This is a genomic window from Paracidovorax avenae ATCC 19860 (assembly GCF_000176855.2).
GTDB lineage: Bacteria > Pseudomonadota > Gammaproteobacteria > Burkholderiales > Burkholderiaceae_C > Paracidovorax > Paracidovorax avenae.
This window is the reverse complement of the sequence record NC_015138.1, coordinates 966,206-992,709: the sequence shown is the minus strand read 5'-3', so window position 1 is coordinate 992,709 and position 26,504 is coordinate 966,206. Positions and strand designations below refer to the sequence as shown.

Genomic DNA, 26,504 nt, shown 5'->3' with positions numbered 1-26,504 from the left:
GATCGTGCCAATTAAGATGATATCCATCATCATAATCCGGCGCGGCCACATTGCGTACAAACGTCATCAATAAGGAGTTTCCATGAAAGTGTCCAAGGCGCAGTCCTCCGCAAACCGCAGGAACATCCTGGAGACGGCTGCACGCCTGTACCGGGAGCATGGATTGGAAGGCGTGGGGGTGGCAGAGATCACCCGCGGCGCAGGCCTCACCCACGGTGGCCTGTACCGGCATTTCGAGAGCAAGGATGCACTGGTGCGCGAAGCCTGCGCTCTCGCTTTCGAATGGTCGATTTCAAACGACCAGCCTGCAGGCCTGGCAGCCCGGGTGGCGAGCTACCTGTCGCCAGAGCACCGCGACCATCCTGGCGAAGGCTGCCCGGTCGCGGCGCTGGCAGTGGACGCCGCGCGTGCGGGCGGCGAACTTTCCGAGGTGTTCGCCCAGGGCATAGAGCGCAACATCGAACGATTTGCCCGGGTGGCCGAAGGACTGGGACCATCCGCGGAACCCAGCGCCGAGGGCCGTGCGCGTGCCATGCAGATGCTGGCCACCATGGTCGGCGGCATGGTGCTGGCGCGGGCCACGGCGTCCGGGCGCCCGGCGCTCTCGGACGAGATCCTGGCTGTGCTGAGGGAACATCTGATCTCGGAAATCCCGCAAAAATGATTTTAAGAAATACAACCAACATCATCAAGCATGATGATGAACTAGCGAAGACCAGCCGTTCACTGACGAGTTGGATTTCGACACGTTCGGAAAAATGACAAAAACAATGGCCTTCCGTAAGATTGCATTAAGTTTGATAAATATGATTAAAATTGCAAACCAAGGGAGTCCTCCATGCAAATCCTTCGACAAGTCAAGATCGGTACGCGACTGGCACTGGGCTTCGGCACCCTGCTGGCCCTTCTGCTCGGCCTGGGACTGTTCGGCATCGTCCAGATCCGGACGATCAACTACCACGCCAACGAACTCGGTACCAACTGGCTGCCCAGCGTCCGGGCCATCGGTGAAGTTCGTGCCGTGCTGAACAGCGCCCGGCGGGCCAGCCTGCGACGCCTGCTCGAAGCCACCGCCGAAGGTCGCCAGCGCCAGTTGGCAACCCAGAAGACACTGATGGACGAGCAATTGCCACGTGGCCTGGCCGCCTATGAAAAGCTGATTTCTTCGCCCGAAGAACAGAAACTCTACGACGTCTTCCGCGCGCAGCTGGACAATTACCGCATCCTCGAGCGCCGCCTCGTGACGCTGCTGGACGAGGGCGGTGCTTCCATAGCCGCGGCCAGCACCCTCGCGACCGGGGACTCCGCAAAGTTGTTCTCCGACTTGGCCGAAACGCTGGCGCAACTGGTGAAGCTGAACGAAGACGGCGGTGCCACCGCTGCTGCCGCCGCGAGCGCCGGATACGACCGCGCCATCCTGGTCTTCAGCGTCCTCATTGCCTTCTCGCTCGTCTGCGGCCTGGCATTGGCCGTCGTGGTGACGCGTTCCATCACCCAGCCACTGGCCACCGGAGTGGCCGTCGCGTCGGCCGTGGCCCAGGGTGACCTCACGTCCTCGTTCCACATCCAGGGCAGGGACGAACCCGCGGCACTGCTGCAGGCCCTGCAGCACATGAACGGCCAGCTGGTGTCCATGGTCGGCCAGGTGCGCGACAGCAGCGAGAGCATCGCCACCGGTGCGGCCGAGATCGCGATGGGCAATGCGGACCTGAGCCAGCGCACCGAACAGCAGGCCAGCAGCCTGGAGGAAACCGCGGCCTCCATGGAGGAGCTGAGCAGCACCGTGAAGACCAATTCCGACACCGCGCGGGAAGCCAACCAGCTCGCCGCCCGCGCGACCCAGGCGGCGGAACAGGGCGGCACCATCGTCGGCGGCGTGGTCGAGACCATGCAAGCCATCGCGGCTTCGTCGAACAGGATCGCGGACATCACCAGCGTCATCGATTCCATCGCCTTCCAGACCAACATCCTGGCGCTGAATGCGGCCGTGGAGGCTGCGCGGGCCGGCGAGCAGGGCCGGGGCTTCGCCGTGGTGGCGAGCGAGGTGCGCACGCTGGCGCAGCGCTCCTCCCAGGCCGCCAAGGAGATCAAGGAGCTCATCACGGACAGCGTGGCGAAGGTGGGCAACGGCAGCCAGCTGGTCGGCGAAGCCGGCCGCAGCATGGACGACATCGTCGCGCAGGTCCGCCAGGTCGGCATTCTGATCAGCGAGATCGCCAACGCCTCGGCCGAGCAGAGCAGCGGCATCGGCCAGGTGGGCGAAGCAGTGAACCACCTGGACCAGGTGACGCAGCAGAACGCCGCGCTGGTGGAGCAAAGCGCCGCCGCGGCCGCCAGCCTGCGGTCGCAATCCGAACAGCTCAACACGCTGGTGGCGGTCTTCAAGCTCCAGGCCCAGGCAGCCCCTGCGGCAACGGAACGGCGTTCCCACGGTCCGGCCAGGGCGGCGGCCTTGCCGCACGCGTACCGCCCGGCACTGGCATCCGCCTGAGGGGCCGGCACTGCGGCAAGGGTCGGTCAGCGGAGGGGGCCAATGCTGTCGTCCACGGCCGGGCCAGTGGCGCGGCGCCTTCCGACACGCTCCGGGAGACATCGCGGGGACAGTGTGCGAAAACGCACCGACACCCCCCGGCGGCGGCGCGCACACTGCGGGCATCGATGACTCACCCCCTATTGCCAGGAGCACTGCCATGACCCTCTCGACCGCATCCCACCGGCCCGTCCACCCCCTGCGCCCCGGTTCCGCAGCCACCCAGGCCGCGGCCCCAGCCCTGGACGACGCAGGCAAGCTCGTGCTGCGCCTCGCGCTGGGCGTGCTGATCCTGCTGCACGGCCTCTTCAAGCTGCAGAACGGCGCCGGCTTCATCACCGGCATGCTGGAAAAGGCAGGCCTGCCGGGCGCCCTCGGCTACCTCGTGTACGTCGGTGAAATCCTGGCGCCCCTGATGGTCATCGCCGGCATCGCCACCCGCGCGGGCGCAGCCATCATCTTCGTCAACATGGTGGTGGCCATCGGCCTCGTCCACATGGGCCAGCTGTTCACGATGACGCAGCAGGGCGGCTGGGCTCTGGAGCTGCAGGGCATGTACCTGTTCGGCGCCCTCGCCGTGATGCTGCTCGGGGCCGGCCGCTACGGCCTGGGCGGGGCGCACGGCCGCTTCAACTGACGCCCGCGCCCGGTCCATCCTCCGCATCGCCCGGCAACCGCGACAGGGCCCGCAGCCTGCGGCGCGTGGCGTCGGTGCCGTCGCGCACCGCGGGGTGCGGCGTGACATCCTCGAACACGTCGAGGCCGGCCTGGAGCAGGGCATGGTCTTCTTTCCTGTCCCAGACATTGGTCATCATGAGTTCGAACTCGAAGGCGGCGCCGATCTCCCGCTGCGTGGCCTCCGGCAAGGATCCGACGGTCGCCTGGAGCGCGCCGGCATCCATGTGGGACAGGCCGTGCACCAGGGCTTTCAGGAATTCCCGTGGGTGGTTCACCCCGCCCTCCATCGGAAAACCCGGCACCCAGGGACTGGGGTCCTGGATGCCCGCGGCGTGCAAGAGGTCCTGGCGATGCTGCGGCGAGAGCCTGGCGAATCCGGGCGACCTGAGCACCACCGGGACCTGGCCTGGCCCATCCAGCCCCGCGAGCAAGGCCTGCACGAGTCGCGCTTCGCCGGCCTGCGGAATCCGCGCCCCGGCCTGCGCGAGGACGTGGGCGATGCCGGCAGCCTTGTCCTGCGAAGATTCGCCCGCCACCAACAGGCCGATCGTGTTCCCGCGGGAGCCGGCACCGAGATGATGGAACCGCGAAGCCAGGGCGCGCAGCAGGTGGCCGCGGGCCTCGCCCCCTCCGGCGGCCTGGATGTCCGCAAAGCCCATTCGGGCCAGCCGTTCGCGCTGCGGCGGCGGAAGATGCCCGAATCCCGCACCTTCCGCACCTTCCGCGATGGCCGCCGCGGTTCCGGCGGCACGGGCGACTCCCGGCGGATGCGCCTCCAGGCCCGACAGCAGCGCTTCGCGCAGGATGGCCGGCACGCGCGCATCGACACCGCCCAGCAGCAAGCCCTGCATCTTCGTCTGCCGGGCGGTGTCGCCATCCGCCATGACCCGCTGCACGAACTCCGCCTGTTTCGCGTCGGAAAATTCGCCCAGCTGCAGCGCCAAGCGCTCCAGGGCCTCCCGCTGAGGCCGCGTCCCTGAAGGCGACAGCGCAGGCACCACGGCGTCGAACAGCCGCTCCTTGCGGACCGTATCGAGGGCATGGAGATGCCCGGCCAGGGCACGCAGGCCCGCGTGCTTCGCGACATCGTCCGGGCCTTCCATGAAGCGGTCGAAAACCGTATTCCGGCTCCGGAAGAACAGGAGGGGAAATTGGCGCTCGACGAGTTCCATCGCGGTCAGTCTTTCCCGCGTGTACGTGGCCTCGCCGGACAGCAGAGGCTCGAGGCGCGCGGCCTCCTCGTGCAGGATCTCGGTGCGCTTTTCCTCGATCCGGCGGCTCCATTGCTGCATCTCCGCCGGCCCGGCCATCTCGAGCACTGCCGCCAGGAGCCGCTGCGCACTGCGACGGTCCTGCGCATCCGGAATGTGGAGCATGCGCTCCACCACATCCATGCGCTGGCGGCCATCCAGCGCGCCGAACATCTGGATCCGCTCTTCGATGTCCTGCAGTGTGCCGCGGAATGGTGCCCCGCCGGACCGGGGCACGCCGAGCATCCAGCGCCAATCCCTGGCAGGCAGCGGCTTCATGTCCGAGAAAGCCTGTTCACGATGCCATGCGGTCACCGGCTCCCTCGCCTTGTCGTGCATCTGCCGGATGCTTTCGATCATGCGATCGACACTGCCGAAATGGAACTGGATGGTGCGTTCCGCCATGAACGATTTGGCGCGGGGCTCGATGATGGCCGGGGCGAGCCGTACTTCGTCATAGACCTCCTTGCGGATCGCGGCCACCGTCAGCATCGTCCGGGCCCGGATGTGTCCATGGGACTGTGACGCCAGCCGGCCGACGATGTCGCGGACGACATCAGGGGGCAGGTCCCGGCCCTGCGGAAGCGGCGCCCGCCGGGTATCGGCCGATGCCGGGGCGCCCGGCGCATCCGCTTCGGTGCGCCTGCGGACATTCCGCGGCAGGTCCGTGTATGCGCGCGTGCCGGGCATCGGGCTGCTGGTGCGAACGGGCGCTGGTGCATGGCCGGAGTCGCCGGGGCCGGCCGCCCGGTCCGGCAAGGCCGCGGATATGCGCGAGGGAGGAATCATGGAGGGAGCAACGAAGCCGCACGTGCCAGGCCCGCCAGTGTGGGCAGCCTCGTACGGTTCCGTGCCGCATCGGGCGAAACCGCCTCCACCAAAGCGAAGCCCCCCCCGGCGCATGGATCGCGCCTGCTTATCCGCAGCAACGCAGGCCAGGCGCCTGCCCGGCCGCCGCCGGCAGCGATCCGTCAGGCCAGGGCGGCAGCCGCCATGCCGCCGGCCGCCACCCGCGGAATCCGTCCTTCTTCGATACCGTGGCAGGCCACGCGCACGCCGCCGTCGTCGATGAGCTGCGGCCGCTCGGTGCGGCAGCGGTCGTTGGCATGGGGGCAGCGCGGATTGAAGGCGCAGCCGGACGGCGGATTGAGCGGATTCGGCACCTCGCCCTGCACGGGCGTGCGGGCGCGGCCCGTGTCGTGCATCTTCGGGATCGCATCCAGCAGCATGCGGGTGTAGGGATGGCGCGGCGCGGCGAAGAGTTCGCGCTTGTCCGCCAGCTCCACGAGGCGCCCCAGGTACATCACTCCCACCTGGTCGCTCACGTGGCGCACCACGGCGAGGTTGTGGCTGATGAACAGGTACGTCAGGTGCCGCTCGCGCTGCAGGTCCTTCATGATGTTGAGCACCTGCGCCTGCACGGACACGTCCAGCGCCGACGTGGGCTCGTCGCACACCAGGAACTCCGGCTCGGTCGCCAGCGCCCGCGCGATCGATATGCGCTGCCGCTGCCCGCCCGAGAACTGGTGCGGGTACTTGGCCATGTCCAGCGGCGAGAGGCCGACGGACTGCAGCAGTTCGCCCACGCGCTGCCGCAGCTGGGCCTTGTCGGTGATCAGACCATGCTCGCGCAGCGGCTCGCCGATGATGTCCTCCACGATCCAGCGCGGGTTCAGGCTCGCGTACGGGTCCTGGAAGATCATCTGGATGCGCTGGCGCATGGCGCGCGCGTCCCTGCCCTTGAAGGCCGCATGGGCGTCCTGCCCGTCGAAGGTGAGGCCGCCGCGCGTGGGTTCGTACAAACCCACGAGCAGGCGCGCCACCGTGCTCTTGCCGCAGCCGGACTCGCCGACGAGCGCAAGCGTCTTGCCCTTCTCGATGGTGAAGCTCACGCCGTCCACCGCATGCAGCAGCGTGCGAGGCTTGCGCTCCAGCACGCGGTTGAGCCACGGCGCGGAGACATCGAAGGTCTTGGCCAGGTCATGCGCCTGCACCAGCGGAGCGCCGGCGTTGTTCTTCGGGGTGGGCATCGCGTTGCTCATGACACGGCTTCCTGGATGGCTGCGGAGGCGTTCGGCGTGACGGCATGCAGCCAGCACGCGGCGCGCGTGGGTCCGGCAGGCAGCAGTTCCGGCCGCTCCACGCGGCAGCGGTCGAAGGCATGGGGACAGCGCGGATTGAAGGCGCAGCCCGGTGGAATGGCGTTGAGCCGCGGCATCGCGCCGTCGATCTGGTTCAGGCGCTCGCGGTCCTGCGCCATGTCGGGAATCGACGCCATCAGCCCCGCCGTGTAGGGATGGGCCGGGTGGTTGATCACCTCGTGCACCGGCCCGATCTCCGCCACGCGGCCGGCATAGAGCACGGCCACGCGGTCGCAGGTCTCGGCGATCACCCCCATGTCGTGGGTGATGAGCATCACGGCCGCGCCGCGCGACTTGCAGATGTTCTTCAACAACTGGATGATCTGTGCCTGGATCGACACGTCCAGCGCGGTGGTGGGCTCGTCGGCCACGATGAGCTGGGGCTCGGCCGCCAGCGCCAGCGCGATCACCACCCGCTGCCGCATGCCGCCCGAGAACTGGTGGGGATAGTGGTCCACGCGCTGCTCCGCCGCGGGAATGCCCGTGTCCTTGAGCAACTGGATCGCCCTGCGGCGCGCTTCCGCGGCATTCACCGGCAGATGCGCCTGGATCGTCTCCACCAGTTGCCGGCCGACCGTGTAGAGCGGGTTCAGCGAGGTCAGCGGATCCTGGAAGATGGCACCGATGCGCCGCCCGCGCACATGGCGCATCTTCTGCGGCGGCAGGTTGTCGATGCGCTCGCCCTGCAGCAGGATCCGCCCGCCCGCCACGCGGCCCGGCGGCTCCAGCAGCCCGATGATGGCCGCGCCGGTCAGCGACTTGCCCGCCCCCGACTCGCCCACCACGCCCAGGATCTCGCCCGGCGCGATCGAAAAGGAAATATCGTCCAGCGCCCGCAGCGTGCCGCGGCGGCCCGGAAATTCGACGACGAGATTCTCGACTTCAAGAAGGGACATGGCAGGCCATCCATCCGTTATCCGTTGCATTCGGCACGGCGCGTGCCATCGGCGCGGCCCAGGCCAGGGCCGCCGCGCAAGGGCCGCCCCGCCGCGCTGGCGGCGTCCCCATTCCCGTCGCGCAGCGACGAGAGAAGGGGGAAGCGGCGCAGCCGCTCAGGGGGTTGTGCTCCATGTCTAGCGCAGCCGAGGATTCAGCGCATCGCGCAGCCAGTCACCCAGCAGGTTCACGGAGAGCGCGATCAGCACCAGCATCACGCCCGGGAACACCGTGATCCACCATTCGCCCGAGAAAAGGTAATCGTTGCCGATGCGGATCAGCGTGCCGAGCGAGGGCGACGTGGGCGGCGCACCCACGCCCAGGAAGGACAGGGTCGCCTCGGTGATGATCGCCGTGGCCACCTGGATGGTGGCCAGCACCATCACCGGCCCGAGCACGTTGGGCAGCACGTGGCGCCTCATGATGCGCGAGGACGACACGCCCGTCACCCGGGCAGCCTGCACGTATTCCTTGTTGCGCTCCACCAGCGTGGAACCGCGCACCGTACGCGCGTACTGCACCCAGCCCGTGAGCGAGATGGACAGGATCAGCACGCCGAAGGCCAGCGACTCGTGCGCGTTGGGAAACACCGCACGGCCTACCCCGGCGATCAGCAGGGCCACCAGGATCGCTGGAAAGGACAGCATCACATCGCACAGGCGCATGAGCACCGCATCGATCCAGCCGCCCTTGAAGCCCGCCAGCAGCCCCAGGGCCACACCCACCACCACCGACAGCGCCACCGATGCCAGGCCGACGACGAGCGAAATGCGCGCGCCGTAGATCAACGCCGAAAGGATGTCGCGCCCCTGGTCGTCCGTGCCGAACGGATACTTCCAGGATCCCCCGTCGCTCCAGGCCGGCGGCAACCGGGCGTCGCTCAGTTCGAGCGTGGTGAGGTCGAACGGGTTGTGCGGCGCCACCCAGCCCGCGAACAGCGAGCAGAACACGCACACCACCGCGATCGCCGCGGCGCCGATGGCGACGGGCGAGGTGCGAAAGCTGTAGCCGACATCGCTGTCGAGCCATCGGGAGAGCGTTTTTTTCATCGTGGGATTCGGAAAAGGCGTGGAGCACAGCGGCATATCCACGCGAACGGAACGGATCAGCGCGTCATTTCGCGAGGCTCATCCACTTGAACGGCATGAAGTTGTCGGCCATCTGCACCAGCGCCACCTTGCGCGACACGCCCCAGGCCAGCGCCTGCTGGTGCAGCGGGATGTGGCCCACGTCGGCCGCATGGATCTCGAAGGCCTGGCGGATCATCGCGTCGCGCCGGGACTTGTCGGTCTCCGATTGCACCTGCCGCGTGAGTTCATCCACCTTGGGATTGCAGTACCCGCCCAGGTTGAACTGCCCGGCGCCCTTGTCGTCCACGCAGGCCATCAGCGCATTCATCGCGTTGTGCGCGTCGTAGGTGGCGGGCATCCAGCCCAGCATGTAGAAACTGGTGTCCCGCCGCAGCACCTTGGGGAAATACGTGCCCTTGGTCTCCGCCTGCAGGTTCACCTTCACGCCGATGCGCGCCAGGTTGGCGGCCACGGCCTGGCAGATGCGCGCATCGTTCACGTAACGGTCGTTCGGACAATTCATGCCCACCTCGAACCCGTTCGGATAGCCGGCGTCGGCGAGCAGCTTGCGCGCCGCATCGGCATCGTAGGGCAGCCGCTTGATGTCGGGCTGGAAGCCGTTGACGCCCGGGCCGACCAGCAGCGCCGAAGGATTGGATGCTCCGCGCATCACCGTCTTGCGGATGCCCTCGATGTCGATGGCCTGGTAGAAGGCCTGGCGCACGCGCTTGTCCTTGAACGGGTTCTTGCCCTTCACGCTCGAATACAGCAGCTCGTCGCGCTTCTGGTCCATGCCCAGGAAAATGGTGCGCAACTCGGGCCCGGTCACGGCGCGCGTGAGAGGGCTCGTGTTCACGCGCTCGATGTCCTGCACGGGCACGGGCTCCATGACATCCACCTGGCCCGACAGCAGCGCCGCGACACGCGTGGCGTCGTTGCCGATGGGGGTGAAGACCACCTCGGCCACGTTGCCCTCGATCGCGCCCCAGTACTGCGCGTTGCGCGTGAACACTGTGCGCACGCCGGGCTGGCGCTCGCGCAGCCGGAACGGCCCCGTGCCGTTGGCCCGGAACGATGCCGCGTTCTCCACGCCCTTGCGCCGGTCCACCGGCTCGACGGCCTGGTTCGCCTCGCACCACTTGCGGGACATCATGTACACCAGCGTGAGGACGTCGGGCAGGATGGGATACGGGGACTTGGTCTCGATCTCGACCGTGTAGTCGTCCACCTTGCGCACTTCCTTGAAGTCGTTGGTGTACGTCTTCATGTCAGAACTGCCGGCCTGCGTGCGCGCCAGCGAGAACAGCACGTCGTCGGCAGTGAACGGGCTGCCGTCGTGGAAGCGCACGCCCCGGCGCAACTCGAACCGCCACACCGTGGGCGAGGTCTGCGTCCAGCGCGTCGCCAGTGCCGGCGCCAGGCTCAGGTCCTTGTTGCGGCCCACGAGCGGTTCATAGACATTGCCGGTCACGCTGAGCTGCAGGCTCTCGTTCAGGGAATACGGGTCCATCGACAGCGCGTCGCCCTGGTTGGCGACGCGGATGGTCTGCGCCCCGGCCGCACAGGCCGCCGCGACCAGGGAAGCGCCGATGGTGGCGCGCAATGCCGTGCGTGAGAAATTCATCGTCATACCCTCAGACCGCTGCCAGCGGCATCGCCTGCTCGACCAGGCCCGCATGCAGCGCGGCGCCCAGGGGCAGGATTTCGTCATTGAAGTCGTACCGGCTGTTGTGCAGCGCGCTGTGGCCGGGCCCGGTGCCCTGCCCGATGCGCAGGTAGGCGCCCGGCTTGCTCTGCAGCATGAAGGAGAAATCCTCCGCGCCCATGCTGGGCTCGAGGTCGCGCACCACGTTCTCGGCACCGACGATCGACACCGCCACGTCCCCCGCGAACTGCGCGTCGCTCTCGGTATTGATGGTCGCGGGATAGATGCGCTCGTAGCGTACGGTGGCCGTGGCACCGAAGCCCAGCGCCACCGCACTGCACAGGTCCTTGAGGCGCTGCTCGATCATCTCCTGCACAGCGGGCGAAAATGTGCGCACCGTGCCCACCAGCGTGGCCGTGCCGGGCAGCACGCTGAAGGCACCCAGGTCGCCCGCCTGCATCGCGCACAGGCTGATCACCGCGCTGTCGAGCGGGCGCACGTTGCGCGAGACGATGCCTTGCACCGCAGTGATGATGTGGGCGGCCACCAGCACCACGTCCACGGTCTGGTAGGGGTGGGCGCCATGGCCTCCGCGGCCCGTGATCTCGATGGTGATGCGGTCGGCAGAAGCCATCATCGCCCCGGAATTGAGGCCGATGGTGCCCGGCCGCATGGCCGGCCAGTTGTGCATGGCATAGACCGACTGCACGGGAAAGCGGTCGAACAGGCCGTCCTCGATCATCACGCGCGCACCGCCGAAGCCCTCCTCGCCGGGCTGAAAGATGAGCACGGCCGTGCCGTCGAAATGGCGCGTGGCGGCAAGGTAGCGCGCGGCCCCCACGAGCATGGCCGTATGGCCGTCGTGGCCGCAGCCATGCATGAGCCCGGGCTTGCAGGACTTCCAGGTGAACTCGTTCTGCTCCGACATGGGCAGTGCATCCATGTCGGCCCGCAGGCCGATCATGCTGCCGCTGGAACGGCTGCGGCCATGGATCACCGCCACGATGCCGGTGCGGCCGATGCCGTCGTGGATCTCGTCCACCCCGCACACCTTGAGCGCCTCTTTCACGCGCGAGCCCGTGTACACCTCCTCGAAACCCAGTTCGGGATGGGCATGCAGGTCGCGCCGGAACGTGGTCAGTTCCGGGTGGAACTGTGCGATGTGGGCGAAGGCGCGGCCGCCGGCCCGCAGGCGGGGTGTTGCGGACGGTGCCGGCTTGGATGCTGCGACCGCCATGTCAGTGCCCTCCGGCCTTGCCCACCCGCAGCCGCGGATCGACCGCGAAATACAGCAGGTCCACGACCAGGTTGATCACCACGAAGATCAGCGCGATCAGGCAGAGGTAGGCCGCCATCACGGGAATATCCGCGAACGTCACCGCCTGGATGAAGAGCAGGCCCATGCCGGGCCACTGGAACACCGTCTCGGTGATGATGGCGAAGGCGATGAGGCCGCCCAGCTGCAGGCCGGTGATCGTCATCACCGGCACCAGCGTGTTCTTCAGTGCGTGCCCGAAATGGATGGCCCGGTCGGACAGGCCGCGGGCGCGGGCGAACTTGATGTAGTCGGTACGCAGCACCTCCAGCATTTCGGCGCGCACGAGGCGCATGATGAGCGTGAGCTGGAAGATGGCCAGCGTCACCGCCGGCAGCGTGATGTGGTGCCAGCCCTTGGCATTGAGCAGGCCCGTGCTCCACCAGCCGACCTGCGTGACCGGCCCGCGCCCGAAACTGGGGAACCACCCCAGGTGGACGGCGAACACGAGGATCAGCAGGATGCCGATGAGGAAGGTGGGCAGCGACACCCCCAGCAGCGACAGCGTCATGAACAGCTGGCTCGTGAAGGTGCCACGGCGCAGCGCCGCATACACGCCCATGGGCACCCCGACCACCAGGGCCAGGACGGCAGCGACCAGCGCCAGTTCCAGCGTGGCCGGGAACCGCTCGGCGATCAGGCTGGACACCTTGGCGCCCTGCCGGAGGCTCAGGCCGAACTCGCCCTGCGCCGCGTTCACGAGGAAATGCCAGAACTGCACGATGAAGGGCTGGTCCAGCCCGAGTGCCGCCCGCATGTCCCGGATCTGGTCCGGCGTGGCGTCCTGCCCGAGCAGGAAGGTGACGGGATCACCCACATACTGGAACAGCATGAAGGAGATGAAGGCCACCGCGACCATGACGATCACGGCCTGGATGAGGCGTCTCAGAATGAAGGCAAGCATCGTAGGAGCGGCAGAGAAGCAGGCATGCTAGCAGGGCATACGGCCACTGCATGCAATACCCGCGCCATCGCGGATGGTTGTCGGCCCCGGCCCGGGACCGGCAAGGCCGGCTTCATGGACACCGGGCATGCGCCTTGCCGGCGAGCGACGGATACGGGGGCTGCCAACGGGCAACAGGCGGGCCAGACGGACGCATGCCCTCCGGCCCATGGCGGGCAGGAGGGCATGCAGGCCTGCTCAAGCAGGATTTCGCACCAAAGGTGCCGGCGAGCCGGCAGCATCACACCGCCAGCCCGCCACCCGCGGACGGATCAGAAACGATGACGCAGGCCGATGGTGTAGCCGGTGCGCGACTTGGCGCCGTTGGCCTGGCCGGCGTAGTTGTTCAGGCTGACCTGGTCACCCTTGAGCTTGGTGTGGTCCACCTCGATGTAGGCGTCCGTCCGCTTCGAGAATGCGTAATCGAGGGCCATGGTGAAGAAATCGGCCTTGGCCTTGGCGAGATCGGTATTGCCCTTCTGCTCCGCACGGAAGTAGTGCGCGCCCAGGTTGATCTGCGGAGTGATCTGGTAGCCCGCGCCGATCTTGTAGATCGTGCGCTTGTTGGCCGCCAGGAAGGCCGGGCCGCCGAAGCCGCCGTTGATGCCGCCCTGCCACATCGCGGAGAGCACGGCACGGTCCACGGCGGTGAGCCCGTCGTCCACCTTGTTCTGGCCGTAGCCGCCGTTGAAGTACCAGTTGCCCATGCGGTAGGAGCCGCCCAGCGTCCAGGCGTCGATCTTCTTGCCGGAAGCGAACTCGTAGTTCTGGTAGCCCAGGCCGGCGGCCAGGCCGCCCGACGCATAGCGGATGTAGCCGCCGGCCGTCTTGCCGCCCGTGGCGCTCTTTTCGTCAAAGGAATACTGCAGTCCGCCACGCCACGGGCCGACCTCGGCCATGTACTTGATCATGTTGTCGGCACGCGCACCCAGCGCGAAACCGATCTCGGGCTTGTAGACGTCCATGTACGGCGAGTACGGGTAGGACGCATACGTGCTGGTCACCAGGTCGAAGAGGATGTTGTATTGGCGGCCCAGCGTCACGCGGCCGAAGCCGCCCTGCAGGCCCACCCAGGATTGCTGGAAGTACGGCGTGGCCGGCGTGCCGGTGTCGGCGCCGAAACGGTTTTCCAGGTTGACCAGGGCCTTCAGCCCGCCTCCCATGTCTTCGGTCACGTTGATGCCCCAACGGCTCTGGGACATGCCTCCGCCGACCATCTGGCTCAGCGAACCGCCCGGGCTACCGGCGGGCCCCTCGTTGTTGGTATGGCGATACGCCATGTCCACGATGCCGTACAGCTGGACGCTGCTCGTGCCGGCCTGCTGCGCGAACGTGAAGGGAGCCGCTACTGCCAGGGTGGTCAGTGCCACCGTTTTTTTCACAGACGAAATACGCATGTGTTGTCTCTTTCTGCGGGAGGGTGAAGGAACTTTTATTCTAGAAATCAATGACTTGCATCGGAACATGCGTTAGCGGCATACCCACAGTCGTTTTCCCTTAGTTCCTGTTACCGAAGTGACAAAAAAAAACCGCTGCCCGAGGGCAGCGGCTTTTGACTTGCTGAGTCAAGCTGGCAGAGCCAGCCATGCATCAGAAAGCGTGACGGATACCGACTTGCACGCCGGTCTGGTTGTTGCCGATGCCAGGGCCGGCAACGGTCAGGCCCTTGGTGGCCAGGCCGAGGTTGGAGTTGTCCTTGTTCTTCAGGTAAGCCACGGTGCCGTACAGAGCGGTGCGCTTGGACAGGTTGTGGACATAGCCCAGGGACAGCTGGTGTGCCTTGGAGTCGATGGCCTTCTGGTCGTACAGGGCGTATTGCAGCTTGAATTCGCCAGCGCCGACGGGCATGGAAGCACCCAGGGCGTAGTTGTTGAACTTGGCGTCGCCGGAGAAGCCGTCAGCTTCGTACTTCGATTGTTGGGCGATGGCGATCAGCTTGGCAACGTTCAGGTCGTAGGAAGCGCCCACGGTCAGGATGTTGTGCTTGCCGGTAGCGGAAACGCCAGCCAGCGTGAAGCCGGTGTTGCGTTGGTCATAGGACACGGTCACGCTCAGGGGGCCGTTGTCGTATGCAGCGTAGCCACCGAAGTAACGGCCAGCCTTGCCCACGGTTTGCTCGTCGAAGCCATAGCCCACGCCGCCGGTGAAGCCACCGAAGTTGGGGGTGTAGTAGCTGACCATGTTGCTCGAACGGATGTTGTTCGTGTCAGCGGTCACGCTGGTAGCGCCGTTCAGGCCGAGCCACTCGTTCCAGCCTTGGAACTGGCCGATACCAGCCTGGCCGAACAGGTCATAGCTGCTGGCCTTGTTGTACGAAGGGGTCAGTTCGCGGCCCAGGCGCACTTCACCGAAGTTGCCAGCCAGGCTCAGGGTGGAGCGGCGTTGGAAGTTGAAGCCGTTGGCGTTGCCGTTGTCGCCGAAGATCTCGCCTTCGAGCCAGAAGCCAGCCTTCAGGCCACCGCCGAGGTCTTCCGTACCACGGAAGCCCAGACGGCTCGTGGCGTTGCCGCTGGTGGTCAGGCCGTACACGTTCTGACCAGCAGAGTTGGCGTTGTTGATGTAGGCAACACCCGTATCGACGATACCGAACATCGTGACGGAAGATTGAGCCATTGCAGCGCCGGAAGCAGCCAGCACGGCCAGGGCAATCAGGGATTTTTTCATTGCGAGTTACTCCAAGGTTAAACGAGGGCGCCGGTTCGGGGGGCTGGTACGCACTACAGGCGCAGTCCGCCAACCCCGGGCCAACCTCCTGGTGGGGAAGTTGCCCTTATTGCAACAGAGGCCGTTCCGTTTCGCAAAGGAATTCCCGCACAATCGCCCCGAAAGCCCTATTTCGTTGCAGCATCGCAACACACAAAAAGGTTCCCTGGAATTGAGATAGGACGCGATGGAACCGGGGCCTTCCGCTACTCTTTTTGCAGCAATCCAACCCTTCTGCCATCGACATTCATCGCCATGGACAAGCTCTTGATAGCCGCGGACAACGCCTTGCGCACGCTCTTCGCACGACCCCGCGCCGCGCAGCCGTCGCCCGCCAAAGGCCTGCCGGAAGGCGACCTGTCGCCCGCCCAGCGGCGCGAGGCCGGCGCGCTCATGCGGGTGAACCACGTGGGCGAAGTATGCGCGCAGGCTCTCTACATGGGGCAGGCCGCCGTCACGCGCGACCCGGCGCTGCGCGCCCGGTTGCTGGAGGCTGCCCGCGAGGAAACCGATCACCTGGCCTGGACGGCCGAACGCCTCGACGCGCTGGGCAGCCGGCCCAGCCTGCTGAATCCGCTCTGGTTCGCGGGCGCATTCGCGATCGGCTGGACAGCGGCCCAGGTCAGCGATGCCGCGAGCCTGGGTTTCGTGGTGGAGACGGAAAACCAGGTGGCGCGCCATCTGCAGGGGCACCTGGACCGCATGCCGGCGCAGGACGCCCCCTCCCTGGCGGTGATCGAGCGCATGCAGGCCGACGAGCAGCGGCATGCGGACGACGCACGAGCCGCCGGCGCGACGGACCTGCCCGCACCGGCCCGGGTGCTCATGGCCGCCGCGGCCCGGGTAATGACGGCCACGGCGCACCATATATAGAGAGTACGGGACGGGCTCAGACCTCCACGATGTCGAAGCCGGTGGTGATCTCTGCCGTCTTGCCCAGCATGATGCTCGCGGAGCAGTATTTCTCGTGGCTCATGGCGATGGCACGCTCGACCGCGGCGGGCGGCAAAGCCTTGCCGGTGACGGTGAATTGCATGTGGATGCGGGTGAACACCTTCGGATCCGTGTCCGCGCGCTCCGAGCTGAGCTTCACGCTGCAACCGCGCACATCGTGGCGGCCCCGCCGCAGGATGAGCACCACGTCATACGCCGTGCAGCCGCCGGTGCCGGCAAGGACGGTCTCCATCGGCCGGGGCGCGAAGTTCTGACCGCCGTTGGCGGGGTTGGCAGCATCGGGGGCGCCGTCCATGGCCAGGATGTGGCCGCTGCCGGTTTCCGCGATGAACCCCATGCCCGAGCGCGTGCCCGAGGCGCCGGTCCAGGTGACTGTGCATTCCATGTTGTTTTTTCCCATCAAATTGGCAGCCTGACAACTTTTGTGGCTGCACCACCGCAATTTTGCTGCATCGCAGCATCGGTTGCGCTACACTTGCCCCATGCGTTGCCCGAAAGGGTTGGCGGGTCTGAAAGACCTACCCGACGCGTCTATTGTCTCCTCCATCTCCTCAAAGGATGGATTCGGCCCCGGATCTCACGATCCGGGGCCGTTTTTTTTGCTCCGCCGGGCTGCGGCAGGCCGGCGGGGGCAAAGGCCTATGATGTCGGCCCTGCCGCAGCCTACGCATCCATGACGAAGACTCCCTCCCCCGCCCTGACGCCCGCCGACTACCTCAAGAAGATCCTGACGGCGCGCGTGTACGACGTGGCCGTCGAGTCGGCACTGGAACCCGCGCGCGCGCTGGGCCGCCGCCTGCACAACACGGTTCTGCTCAAGCGCGAGGACCAGCAGCCCGTGTTCAGCTTCAAGCTGCGCGGGGCCTACAACAAGATGGCCCACCTGTCCGCGGAGCAGTTGCAGCGGGGCGTGATCTGCGCCTCTGCCGGCAACCATGCGCAGGGCGTGGCCATGAGCGCCAGGCGCCTGGGCACGCGTGCGGTGGTGGTGATGCCCACGACCACGCCGCAACTCAAGGTGGACGCCGTGAAGACGCTCGGCGGCGAAGTGGTGCTGCACGGGGACAGCTACTCCGACGCCTACGAGCACGCCGCTCGCCTGCAGCAGGAGCAGGGCCTGACCTTCGTGCATCCTTTCGACGATCCGGACGTGATCGCCGGCCAGGGCACCATCGCCATGGAAATCCTGCGCCAGCTGCAGAGCCTGGGCAGCAACCGGCTGGACGCGGTGTTCGTGGCGATCGGCGGTGGCGGCCTCGTGAGCGGGGTGGCCAACTACATCAAGGCCGTGCGGCCGGACATCCGTGTCGTCGGGGTGCAGATGAACGATTCCGACGCCATGGTGCGCTCGGTCGCTGCCGGCAGCCGGGTGGCGCTTCCCGACGTGGGCCTGTTCTCGGACGGCACGGCCGTGAAGCTGGTGGGCGAGGAGACTTTCCGCGTCGCGAGCGGGCTGGTGGACGAATTCATCACGGTGGATACTGACGCCGTCTGCGCGGCGATCAAAGACATCTTCGTGGACACGCGCAGCATCGTGGAGCCCGCCGGGGCGCTGGCGGTGGCGGCCATCAAGCAGTACGTCGCCGAGCGCAAGACCCGCGGGGAAACCTATGCCGCCATCCTGTGCGGCGCCAACATGAATTTCGACCGCCTGCGCTTCGTCGCGGAGCGTGCCGAAGTGGGCGAGGAGCGCGAGGCGCTGCTCGCGGTGACGATCCCGGAGGAGCGCGGGAGCTTCCGCCGCTTTTGCGAAGTGGTCGGCCAGTTGCCCGGCGGCCCGCGCAACGTGACGGAATTCAACTACCGCATCAGCGATGCGTCGCAGGCCCATGTCTTCGTCGGCCTGGCCACGCATGGCAAGGGCGAGTCGGAGAAGATCGCGCGCAATTTCCAGCGCCACGGGTTCGAGGCGCTGGACCTCACGCACGACGAACTGGCCAAGGAGCACCTGCGGCACCTCGTGGGCGGCCGTTCCGGGCTCGCCCAGGACGAGCGGCTGCTGCGCATCATCTTCCCGGAGCGCCCGGGCGCGCTCTTCAAATTCCTGAGCATGATGCAGCCGAGCTGGAACATCAGCCTCTTCCACTACCGCAACCAGGGCGCCGACTACGGCCGCATCCTCGTGGGCATGCAGGTGCCGGCGGGCGACGCGCAGGCCTTCGACGCCTTCCTGCAAACGCTGGGCTACCCCTACGTGGAAGAAACGCAGAACCCCGCGTACCGGCTGTTCCTGCAGGCGTCCGCGGGCCGGGGCTGACGCTCCACACACGACAGGCGCCCACCACCCCGCCATGCAGGCACTCCGCCACTTCCTGCTGGCCGTGCAGTTCTTCACGCGCATCCCCGTGACCGGGCGGTGCGCCGACTGGGTGGGCTTCAGCCCGGCCATGCTGCGGGCAAGCGCCGCGCATTTCCCGGGCGTGGGCTGGATCGTGGCGGCCGTGGCGGCCGTGGTGTACGGCACGCTCCACCTGCTGTTCGGCTCCCAGCCCTATGCCGCGCTGGCCTGCGCGGCGCTCAGCACCGCGGCCACCGTCGTGCTCACCGGGGGCTTCCACGAGGATGGACTGGCGGACGTGGCGGACGGCCTGGGCGGCAGCGCGGATCGCGGGCGGGCCCTGGACATCATGAAGGATTCGCGCATCGGCGCATTCGGGGCCATGGCCCTGTGCCTGGCCCTGGCCAGCAAGCTGGCGCTGCTGGCGATGCTGGGGCACCGCGGGCTGGCCGTGGCATTCGCGGCCCTGGCAGGCGCGCACGTGGTGTCCCGCTTCTGGCCGCTGCTGCTGGTGCGCACCCTGCCCCATGTGGGCAATGAGGCCACATCCAAGAGCAAGCCGCTGGCAGACCGGATCACGCTGGGCGCGCTGCTGGCGGCCGGCTGCTGGGCCGCACCTGCGCTGGTGCTGGCGGGCTGGCTGCTGGGCCCGGCCTCCGCCCTGGCGGCGCTGGGCGCCAGCGGGCTGGCCGCCTGGACGCTGCGTACATGGTTCGCCCGGCGCCTGCAGGGCTTCACGGGAGACTGCCTGGGGGCCGTGCAGCAGGTGGCCGAGATCGCGTTCTACCTGGGATGCGCCGCGGCGGCCGGCACCCCGGCCACATGAGCTCCCGGTCCGTGCGTCTCTGGCTGGTGCGGCATGCCGCGCCCTGCGTGGACGCAGGCATCTGCTATGGCTCGCTAAATGTGGCGGCGGACGCGCAGGCCACCGCCGATGCCGCGGGCCGCCTGGCATCCGCCCTGCCCGCCACCGCCCTGCCCGTCCGGCATTCGCCGCTCGCGCGCTGCACGGCGCTGGCACGTTCGCTGCAGGCCCTGCGTTCCGACCTCTCCCCGCAGCCGGACGCGCGGCTGGTGGAAATGGACTTCGGGGCCTGGGAGGGGCGCTCCTGGGATGCCGTCGGGCGCGCGGCCATCGATGCATGGATGGCCGACTTCGCAGGGCACGCACCAGGGGATGGTGAAAGCCTGGAACAGGTGCTGGCACGCGTGCGGGCCGCCCTGCGGGAGGCCCGCGAAACGCACGCTGCCGACGTCGTGTGGATCACGCATGCCGGCGTCGCGCGCTGCGTGCACTGGCTGCTGGAGCAGCCGCTCCGTGCGCCGCGCGCCGACGAATGGCCACTGGAAGCCCCCGGCTATGGCACCTGGAAGTGCCTTGAGATCGGCGGCGCGGATTCCGCGTGAACCTGCAAAAAAAGGCGGTGGCAGCCTAGGGTGCGACGGTTGTTACACCCGTTGCCTCGCCTCCTTTTTCAGGCACTTCGAGGGTGACCGTGGCCTCGCCGCCCCGGGACGGACCGAGGCGCACCTGCCTGCGGCCCAGGGACTGCACCACCAGGCCTTCGGCCACGGTGGCACCGAGACGGAACGGACGCGCGGGTTGGCTGTCTATGGCGATGAGGGCCGCGCCGCCGCCACTGGCCGTGCCGGCGAGCACCCCCTGCAGGGCGAAGCGGCTGGGCTCGCGTGCAGCCGGCGCGCTGGGGGCGGCCGGGCCCGCGCCCAGCAGCCGCGCGAGCGCCTGGGCATCCGGCGCCGCCGGTGCGGGTGCCGCCACGGGGGCGGCGATGGGGGCCGGCCGGACGGCCAGCCGGAGCCCCCAGAAAACCACGCTGGCGCCTGCGAGCACCCACAGGGCGAGCGTGCCGAGCCGAACGCCCCAGGGGCCGGATGTGTTTGTCACCATGTCACGATTATCATTGACCGGATATGTCTCCCACTTTTCAGAAGACCGTGATCTCCCGCAACGCAGGCGCCATCGCACGGCGCGCCAGGAACGCCCGCAGCCGGATCGCGCGCGGCTTCACCCTGATCGAGCTGATGGTCGTGCTGGTGATCATCGGGGTGCTGGCCGCCCTGATCGTGCCCAACGTGATCGACCGTGCAGACGATGCGCGGGTGACCGCGGCGCGCACCGACATCACCAACATCGTGCAGGCGCTGAAGCTCTACCGCCTGGACAACCAGCGCTATCCCACCGCCGAACAGGGGCTGCAGGCCCTGATCGCCCGGCCCACGAACGGCCCGGTTCCCGGCAACTGGCGCCCCTATCTCGAAAAGCTGCCCAACGACCCCTGGGGCCGGCCCTACCAGTACCTGAATCCCGGCATCAAGGGCGAAGTGGACGTGATGTCCTTCGGCGCCGACGGGCAGTCGGGCGGCGAGGGCAAGAATGCCGACATCGGCAGCTGGCAATAAGCGCCGGAACCGCGGCCCCTGCAATGGCACGGGCCCTGCCCCCGGCAGCACAAGCCGCGGCGCCCGGGGCTTCACGCTGCTGGAACTGCTGGTGGTGATCTCGCTGATCGCCATCGCCACGGCCGGCGTGGGCTTCGCCCTGCGGGACGATGGCCAGACGGCCCTGCAGCGCGAAGGCGAGCGCCTCGCAGCACTGCTGGAAGCGGGCCGGGCCCAGTCCCGCGCGTCCGGTGCGCCGGTGCGCTGGCGTGCCGTCGGCGGAAGCTTCCGGTTCGAGGGCCTGCCCGGCAACCCGGCCCCGGGCGCATGGCTCGATCCCTCGACCTACGTGGTCGGCCCCGCGCTGCTGCAGCTGGGCCCCGAACCGCTGATCCCCCCGCAGCAGGTGGTGCTCGCGAGCCAGTCCCATCCCGGGCGCTCGGTGCGCGTGGCCACCGACGGCCTGCGCCCCTTCACGGCGGAGACGGTGCAATGACCCGGCGGGTGCCCCCCGCGCGCCGGTGCCGTGGCCGGGCACCGGCCACGGGTTTCACGCTGGTCGAAGTCCTGGTGGCCCTGGCCATCGTGGCGATCGCGCTGACGGCCGGCACGCAGGCCACCTCGGCGCTGGCCCGCAATGCCGCGCGGCAGGCCGACGTGATGCTCGCGCACATCTGCGCGGAGAACGAACTCGTGAAGGTGCGGCTCGCGCGCCAGATGCCCTCCATCGGGGACAGCACCGTGCCCTGCGAGCAGGCCGGCTTGCGCTACGACGTGGCGGTGGGCGTGCGGCCGACGCCCAACCCGCAATTCCGCCGGGTCGATGCGCAGGTTTTCGATGCCACGGGGCCGGTGCTGCGGTTGTCCACGATCGTGGGGAGGTACTGATGCCCCCCCTGAGTCGCCTCCGGCGCCTTCCCCCCGAGGGGGACGCCGCCAGTGGCCGGGCAAAGCCCGATCCACGGCGTCTGCCGGCATGGCCTGCTCCGCGGCCTTCGGACAAGGAAGGCCGTGCAGGTAGCGTACCCCGTCGGCATGGCTTTGCCCTCTGGAACCTCAGTATGCGCGCTCCGCGCCATGCCGCCGGCTTCACGCTGGTGGAGCTGCTGGTCGCGATCGCAATCATGTCGCTGCTGGCGCTCATGAGCTGGCGCGGCCTGGATGGCATGGCGCGGGCGCAGGAGCAGACGCGGGCGCGCGGGGACGAGTTGCTGGTGGTGGAGGCCGCGCTGGCGCAGTGGACTGCGGACCTGGATGCGCTGCAGGCCATGGACCAGACCACGCCCATCGACTGGGACGGGCAGGTGCTGCGCCTGACGCGGCGGGGCAGTGGCACGCCGGACGAAGGAGCCTACGTGGTGGCCTGGGCCCGGCGCGCGGTGAACGGCACGGACCAGTGGCTGCGCTGGCAGTCGTCCCCGCTGCGCACGCTGGGCGAATGGAACACGGCCTGGCAGCGCGCGGCGCTGTGGGCGCGCTCGGGCGGAGCGGGCAACGCCGGGGCCGAGCGCGGGGAAACCGTGCTGATGCCGCTGCAGGACTGGCGACTTTTCTACTACCGCGACGGGGCCTGGTACAACGGGCTGTCCAGCAGCGCCACGGCGCCCACCCCGCAGACCATGGGGCCGACGGCCCCGACGAACATTCCCGACGGAGTGCGCCTGCAGATCGTGCTGCCGCCGGGGCGCGCGCTCGCCGGCACGATCACCCGGGACTGGGTCAATCCCACCAATGGCGGAGGCAAGTCGTGACGCGGCGCGGCGGCGGCAGGACGGGCGCCATGCGCCAGCATGGGGCGGCGCTCCTCGCGGCGATGCTCACCGTGGCGCTGGTGGCCACTTTCGCGGCAGCGGCGATGTGGCAGCAATGGCGCGCCGTCGAGGTGGAGTCCGCCGAGCGGGCGCGGGTGCAGTCGGCCTGGCTGCTGGTCGGTGCGCTCGACTGGTCGCGGTTGATCCTGCGCGAAGACCTGTTCGCGCGGGGCGGGGACGGTACGGACCACCTCGCGGAACCCTGGGCCGTTCCGCTGGAAGAGGCGCGGCTGTCCACCTTCCTCGCGGCCGGGCCCGAAGGCGCGGCGGCCGAGCCGGATGCCAGCACGGACACTGCCAACGCCTTCCTGTCGGGGCAGATCACGGACCTGCAGTCGCGGCTCAATGTGTACAACCTGGTCGAGGGCGCCACCGTATCCGCGCCCGCCCTGCGCCAGTTCGGCCGCCTGTTCGATGCGCTGGGGCTGCCGCAGCAGGAGCTGCAGCAGCTCGCGGAAGGGCTGCGCAAGGCGATGGCGCTAAGCAATGCCGCGGGAGCCGGCAACACCGGCGCGGGCACCGCCACGGGCACGGAGGCGCCCGCCGCCGCACCGGCCGACCTCGCTTCCGTTCCGCTCATGCCCCGCAGCTTCACGCAGCTCACGTGGCTGGGGCTGTCGGCGTCCACGGTCGCAGCGCTGGAGCCGTATGCGACCCTGCTGCCGCGGCGCACGCCGGTCAACCTCAATACCGCGAGCGCGCAGGTGCTGCAGGCCAGCATCGAAGGGCTGGACATGGCGGGCGCGCAGCGGCTGGTGCAGGCGCGGGAGTCGCAGCACTTCAAAACCACCGCGGACGCCACCCGGCAGTTGGGCGGCAACCTGCAGATCCCGCCGGAGACCCACTCGACCATGTCCTCGTACTACGAAGTGCGGGGACGCCTGCGCCTGGGCGACACCGTCGTGGAGGAGCGCTCGCTGGTGTACAAGGCCGGCTCCACGGCGCGCACGTTATGGCGCGAGCGCGGCGCGTTCGTGAGGAGCCCCGCCGCCGCACGATGACCTGCGCAGGTGCCGGACCTGCCGTCATGCAGCGCCCCTAAAATGGCCCGCGAATTCCACCCATGAGCACCCTCGTCCTTTTCCTGCCCCAGGGCAGCGCCCCCGGGCCGGCCACCGAATACGGCTACACGCTGACCACGGACGGCCACGCCGCCACCCGCCACGACAGCGCCCGCGCGTCCCTGCTTCCCGACCCGGGGCGGGCGGGCGAGGTGGTCGCCGTGGTGCCGATCCAGGCCCTGTCATGGCAGCGCGTCACGCTGCCCCAGGGTGCGCAGGCGCCGCGGCTGCGCGCGGTGCTCGAAGGGCTGCTGGAAGAGCGGCTCCTGGACGATCCCGCGCAACTGCATTTCGCGCTGGAGCCGGGCGCGCGGCCAGGCGTGCCGGCCTGGGTGGCCGTGTGCGACCGGAACTGGCTGCGCGCGGCCCTGCAGGCCCTGGAGGCCGCGGGCCGGCCGGTGCAGCGGGTGGTGCCCGAGTTCGCACCGGGCACCGGGGAGACGCCCGCGTATTACGTGATCGGCACGCCCGAGGAGCCGCTGCTGGTGGCCACCGGACAGGGCCCGGAGGCCGTACCGTCCGTGTTGCCGCTGTCGCCTGCCGCACTCCAGCTCACGGGCGCCTCGCGCACCGCCGATGCAGCCGGTGCGGACGGCGGCGAGACGCCGCCCCCCCTGCAGGCGGAGCCGGCCGTAGCCCGGCTCGCCGAACAGATGACCGGCCGCCCCGCGGTACTGCATACGGTGAGCCAGCGCGCGCTGGCAGCGGCGCGCGGCACGTGGGACCTGGCGCAGTTCGAGTTCGCCAGCAACCGCCGCACGCGCACGCTGCGCAAGACCGCGACGGCCTTCGGCGCCTTCGCGCGGGCGCCGCAATGGCGGGCCGCGCGCTGGGCCCTGGGCGTGTGCGTGGCGGCGCAGGTGGTCGGGCTGAACGCCTGGGCCTGGCAGGAGCGCCAGGCGCTCGCCGGCAAGCAGGCCGGCGTGCGCAACGCGCTTACCCAGACCTTTCCGCAGGTGCAGGTGGTGGTCGATGCGCCGGTCCAGATGGAACGCGAAGTGGCCCGGCTGCGGCAGCAGGCGGGCGGGGTCTCGGCCCGCGACCTGGAGCCGATGCTCGCGTCCGCGGGTGCCGCGCTGCCCGCGGGGCGCCTGCCCACCGCGATCGACTATGCACCCGGGGAATTGCGGCTGCGCGGCATCGAACTGCAGCCCGAGGAACTCTCCACGACCAATGAACGCCTGGCCGCCGCCGGCTACCAGGCCAGCCTGCAGGATGGCGCGGTGCTGCTGCGCGAAGGGGCACACCCATGAAACCGGCACGGTCTCCCTCCCCTTCCGCGGCCTCCGCATCCCGCGCCGAAGCGCTGCGTGCGCGCTGGAAGACACTGGCTCCGCGCGAACAGTCGCTGGTGCTCGCGGCCGGCACGGTCGTGGCGGTGGCACTGCTCTGGTGGGTGGCGCTGGCGCCAGCGCTGCGCACGCTGCGCGAGGCACCGGCGCAGCATGCCGCACTGGACGCCCAGTTGCAGCGCATGCAGGCCCTGCAGTCGGAAGCCCTGCAATTGCAGGCCGCTCCCGCCGCACCGGCCGGCGACGCATCGCAGGCGCTGCGCACGTCGCTGTCGCAGCGCCTGGGCACGCAGGCGCAGATCAACATCCTGGGCGACCGCGCGACCGTCACGCTGAAGGCCGCGCCCGCGGACCACGTGGCCGAATGGCTGTCGCAGGCGCGCAGCAACGCCCGCGCCGTACCCGTCGAGGCGCGGCTGGCCCGCAGCGCGGCGGCGGCACCGCAGCCCGCCGGACCGGCGGTGCTTGGCCCGACCTCGCCGCAGCGCGCAGCCGCCCTGGCCGCGCCGGGAACGGCAGCCGCCAGCGCTGGCCAGCCGGCTGCTGCGGCAGCGCCAGAGGGCGCCATGCCGCGCTGGGACGGTACGCTGGTGCTGGCCCTTCCCGCACGGTAGGCCGGCCGTACCGATATCCCGGATTTCTATTGCAACGGCCCCTTTCCCGATACTCCCCGCCCACCGTGCCCCGCACCACCCGATCCATCCGCCCTGGCGTGCAGCGCCCTCCCCGGTCCCCACGCCTCTGGGCGGTGACCGGCTGCCTGCTGGGCGCGCTCCCCACGCTGGTGCTTTTCGCGCCCGCAGCCTGGCTGGCCTCGGGCGTGGAGCGTGCCAGCGGTGGGCAGGTCCTGCTCGCCCAGGCGCGCGGCACGGTCTGGACCGGCTCGGCGCAGCTGGTGCTGACCGGCGGACAGGGCAGTGCCGACCGCGCGGCGCTGCCCGGGCAGTTGCACTGGACGCTGCGGCCCACCTGGACGGGGCTGCGCGCGGAAATGCGTGCGGACTGCTGCACGGCCGCTCCGATCGCGGCCCGCGTCGCGCTGCGCTGGGGCGGCGTGCACGTGGCCGTGGCCGACGGGCAGAGCCAGTGGCCGGCGGCCGTGCTGTCGGGACTGGGCACCCCCTTCAATACCCTGCAGCCCCAGGGCCGCCTGGCGCTGCGCACGCAGGGCCTGGCGATGGACAGCGCCGCAGGGCGCGTCGTGATCGCGGGCCAGGCGCAGCTGGATGCGCTGGGCATGTCCTCGCGCCTGTCCACGCTGCGCCCGATGGGCAGCTACCGGCTCACGCTGCAGGGCGGCGAGGTGACCACGCTGTCGCTCGCGACGCTGGACGGTGCGCTGCGCCTCACCGGCAGCGGCCGCTGGATCGGCCAGCGCCTGCGCTTCGAGGGCGAGGCCACGGCCGCGCCGGAGCGCGAGGCCTTGCTCTCGAATCTTCTCAACATCATCGGACGGCGCACGGGCGCCCGCTCCCTCATCACCGTGGGTTGACCCCT

The 26,504-nt window shown here is 68.9% G+C and carries 26 protein-coding genes; 15 read left to right on the top strand and 11 right to left on the bottom strand.

Features of this window, described 5'->3' with window-relative positions:
- The first annotated feature begins 82 nt into the window (after positions 1-82).
- From ACAV_RS04365 to ACAV_RS04355, 3 genes are all read left to right on the top strand, one after another.
- Entirely contained in the window at positions 83-664 is a 582-nt protein-coding gene (locus tag ACAV_RS04365) for a TetR/AcrR family transcriptional regulator (RefSeq protein WP_013593362.1), read from the top strand.
- Between the two features lie 174 nt (positions 665-838).
- The gene (locus tag ACAV_RS04360) at positions 839-2,491 is read left to right on the top strand and encodes a methyl-accepting chemotaxis protein (protein WP_013593361.1); all 1,653 of its coding nucleotides are present in this window, start codon (positions 839-841) and stop codon (positions 2,489-2,491) included.
- 199 nt (positions 2,492-2,690) lie between these two features.
- Entirely contained in the window at positions 2,691-3,167 is a 477-nt protein-coding gene (locus ACAV_RS04355) for a DoxX family protein (RefSeq protein WP_013593360.1), read from the top strand.
- Here the strand turns inward: ACAV_RS04355 and ACAV_RS04350 are convergent.
- From ACAV_RS04350 to ACAV_RS04310, 9 genes are all read right to left on the bottom strand, one after another.
- Positions 3,160-5,247: a hypothetical protein gene (locus ACAV_RS04350; protein ID WP_157768725.1), complete on the bottom strand. Its 2,088-nt coding sequence runs from the start codon at positions 5,245-5,247 to the stop codon at positions 3,160-3,162. The two genes, ACAV_RS04355 and ACAV_RS04350, sit on opposite strands and share 8 nt — an antisense overlap.
- A 182-nt stretch (positions 5,248-5,429) precedes the next feature.
- Complete coding sequence (locus tag ACAV_RS04345; RefSeq protein ID WP_013593358.1) at positions 5,430-6,500, bottom strand: ABC transporter ATP-binding protein; 1,071 nt, start codon at positions 6,498-6,500, stop codon at positions 5,430-5,432.
- Positions 6,497-7,495 carry an ABC transporter ATP-binding protein gene (locus ACAV_RS04340; RefSeq protein ID WP_013593357.1) on the bottom strand — a complete coding sequence of 333 codons (999 nt, stop codon included), beginning with the start codon at positions 7,493-7,495 and terminating at the stop codon, positions 6,497-6,499. The genes ACAV_RS04345 and ACAV_RS04340 overlap by 4 nt, the downstream gene beginning before the upstream one ends.
- Positions 7,496-7,672: 177 nt before the next feature.
- A complete protein-coding gene (locus ACAV_RS04335; RefSeq protein WP_013593356.1) occupies positions 7,673-8,584 on the bottom strand; it encodes an ABC transporter permease in 912 nt (303 codons plus the stop codon).
- Positions 8,585-8,648: 64 nt separating this feature from the next.
- Positions 8,649-10,229 carry an ABC transporter substrate-binding protein gene (locus ACAV_RS04330; RefSeq protein ID WP_013593355.1) on the bottom strand — a complete coding sequence of 527 codons (1,581 nt, stop codon included), beginning with the start codon at positions 10,227-10,229 and terminating at the stop codon, positions 8,649-8,651.
- Positions 10,230-10,239: 10 nt separating this feature from the next.
- Entirely contained in the window at positions 10,240-11,487 is a 1,248-nt protein-coding gene (locus ACAV_RS04325; protein ID WP_013593354.1) for a M20 aminoacylase family protein, read from the bottom strand.
- Position 11,488: 1 nt separating this feature from the next.
- Positions 11,489-12,469, bottom strand: coding sequence for an ABC transporter permease (locus ACAV_RS04320; RefSeq protein WP_013593353.1), 981 nt, complete (start codon positions 12,467-12,469; stop codon positions 11,489-11,491).
- 311 nt (positions 12,470-12,780) lie between these two features.
- Complete coding sequence (locus ACAV_RS04315) at positions 12,781-13,905, bottom strand: porin (RefSeq protein WP_013593352.1); 1,125 nt, start codon at positions 13,903-13,905, stop codon at positions 12,781-12,783.
- Positions 13,906-14,098: 193 nt separating this feature from the next.
- On the bottom strand, positions 14,099-15,172 hold the full coding sequence (locus ACAV_RS04310; RefSeq protein WP_013593351.1) for a porin: 1,074 nt from the start codon (positions 15,170-15,172) through the stop codon (positions 14,099-14,101).
- Positions 15,173-15,466: 294 nt separating this feature from the next.
- On the opposite strand from ACAV_RS04310, the gene coq7 reads away from it, so the two are divergent.
- The gene (gene coq7, locus ACAV_RS04305; RefSeq protein WP_013593350.1) at positions 15,467-16,084 is read left to right on the top strand and encodes a 2-polyprenyl-3-methyl-6-methoxy-1,4-benzoquinone monooxygenase; all 618 of its coding nucleotides are present in this window, start codon (positions 15,467-15,469) and stop codon (positions 16,082-16,084) included.
- Between the two features lie 16 nt (positions 16,085-16,100).
- Here coq7 and ACAV_RS04300 read toward each other — a convergent pair whose 3' ends face one another.
- On the bottom strand, positions 16,101-16,550 hold the full coding sequence (locus tag ACAV_RS04300; protein WP_013593349.1) for an OsmC family protein: 450 nt from the start codon (positions 16,548-16,550) through the stop codon (positions 16,101-16,103).
- Positions 16,551-16,838: 288 nt separating this feature from the next.
- Here ACAV_RS04300 and ilvA point away from each other — a divergent pair, with 288 nt between their 5' ends.
- The 3 genes from ilvA to ACAV_RS04285 are packed head-to-tail and all read left to right on the top strand — an operon-like array spanning position 16,839 to position 19,850.
- Positions 16,839-18,422, top strand: a complete 1,584-nt coding sequence (gene ilvA / locus ACAV_RS04295; RefSeq protein ID WP_013593348.1) for a threonine ammonia-lyase, biosynthetic — start codon at positions 16,839-16,841, stop codon at positions 18,420-18,422.
- Positions 18,423-18,456: 34 nt separating this feature from the next.
- On the top strand, positions 18,457-19,269 hold the full coding sequence (locus tag ACAV_RS04290) for an adenosylcobinamide-GDP ribazoletransferase (protein WP_013593347.1): 813 nt from the start codon (positions 18,457-18,459) through the stop codon (positions 19,267-19,269).
- Positions 19,266-19,850 (top strand): histidine phosphatase family protein, encoded by a 585-nt coding sequence (locus ACAV_RS04285; protein WP_013593346.1) that lies wholly within the window; start codon positions 19,266-19,268, stop codon positions 19,848-19,850. The genes ACAV_RS04290 and ACAV_RS04285 overlap by 4 nt, the downstream gene beginning before the upstream one ends.
- A gap of 25 nt (positions 19,851-19,875) precedes the next feature.
- Here the strand turns inward: ACAV_RS04285 and ACAV_RS04280 are convergent, their stop codons facing one another.
- Positions 19,876-20,352 carry a hypothetical protein gene (locus ACAV_RS04280; protein ID WP_013593345.1) on the bottom strand — a complete coding sequence of 159 codons (477 nt, stop codon included), beginning with the start codon at positions 20,350-20,352 and terminating at the stop codon, positions 19,876-19,878.
- Between the two features lie 23 nt (positions 20,353-20,375).
- On the opposite strand from ACAV_RS04280, the gene gspG reads away from it, so the two are divergent.
- The 8 genes from gspG (at position 20,376) to gspN (ending at position 26,499) form a co-directional block, all read left to right on the top strand.
- Entirely contained in the window at positions 20,376-20,864 is a 489-nt protein-coding gene (gene gspG, locus ACAV_RS04275) for a type II secretion system major pseudopilin GspG (protein WP_011794081.1), read from the top strand.
- Positions 20,839-21,339, top strand: a complete 501-nt coding sequence (locus ACAV_RS04270; protein ID WP_013593344.1) for a pilus assembly FimT family protein — start codon at positions 20,839-20,841, stop codon at positions 21,337-21,339. The genes gspG and ACAV_RS04270 overlap by 26 nt, the downstream gene beginning before the upstream one ends.
- A complete protein-coding gene (gene gspI / locus ACAV_RS04265; RefSeq protein ID WP_013593343.1) occupies positions 21,336-21,731 on the top strand; it encodes a type II secretion system minor pseudopilin GspI in 396 nt (131 codons plus the stop codon). The genes ACAV_RS04270 and gspI overlap by 4 nt, the downstream gene beginning before the upstream one ends.
- Positions 21,732-21,904: 173 nt before the next feature.
- Positions 21,905-22,594: a PulJ/GspJ family protein gene (locus ACAV_RS04260; RefSeq protein WP_013593342.1), complete on the top strand. Its 690-nt coding sequence runs from the start codon at positions 21,905-21,907 to the stop codon at positions 22,592-22,594.
- A 29-nt stretch (positions 22,595-22,623) separates the two neighbouring features.
- Complete coding sequence (gene gspK / locus ACAV_RS04255; protein WP_041828953.1) at positions 22,624-23,655, top strand: type II secretion system minor pseudopilin GspK; 1,032 nt, start codon at positions 22,624-22,626, stop codon at positions 23,653-23,655.
- A 62-nt stretch (positions 23,656-23,717) separates the two neighbouring features.
- Positions 23,718-24,968 carry a type II secretion system protein GspL gene (gene gspL / locus ACAV_RS04250; RefSeq protein ID WP_013593340.1) on the top strand — a complete coding sequence of 417 codons (1,251 nt, stop codon included), beginning with the start codon at positions 23,718-23,720 and terminating at the stop codon, positions 24,966-24,968.
- Positions 24,965-25,621 carry a type II secretion system protein M gene (locus ACAV_RS04245; RefSeq protein WP_013593339.1) on the top strand — a complete coding sequence of 219 codons (657 nt, stop codon included), beginning with the start codon at positions 24,965-24,967 and terminating at the stop codon, positions 25,619-25,621. Before gspL ends, ACAV_RS04245 begins: the two co-directional genes overlap by 4 nt.
- A 65-nt stretch (positions 25,622-25,686) precedes the next feature.
- Positions 25,687-26,499 (top strand): type II secretion system protein N, encoded by an 813-nt coding sequence (gene gspN, locus ACAV_RS04240; RefSeq protein WP_049791044.1) that lies wholly within the window; start codon positions 25,687-25,689, stop codon positions 26,497-26,499.
- Positions 26,500-26,504: the final 5 nt, after the last annotated feature.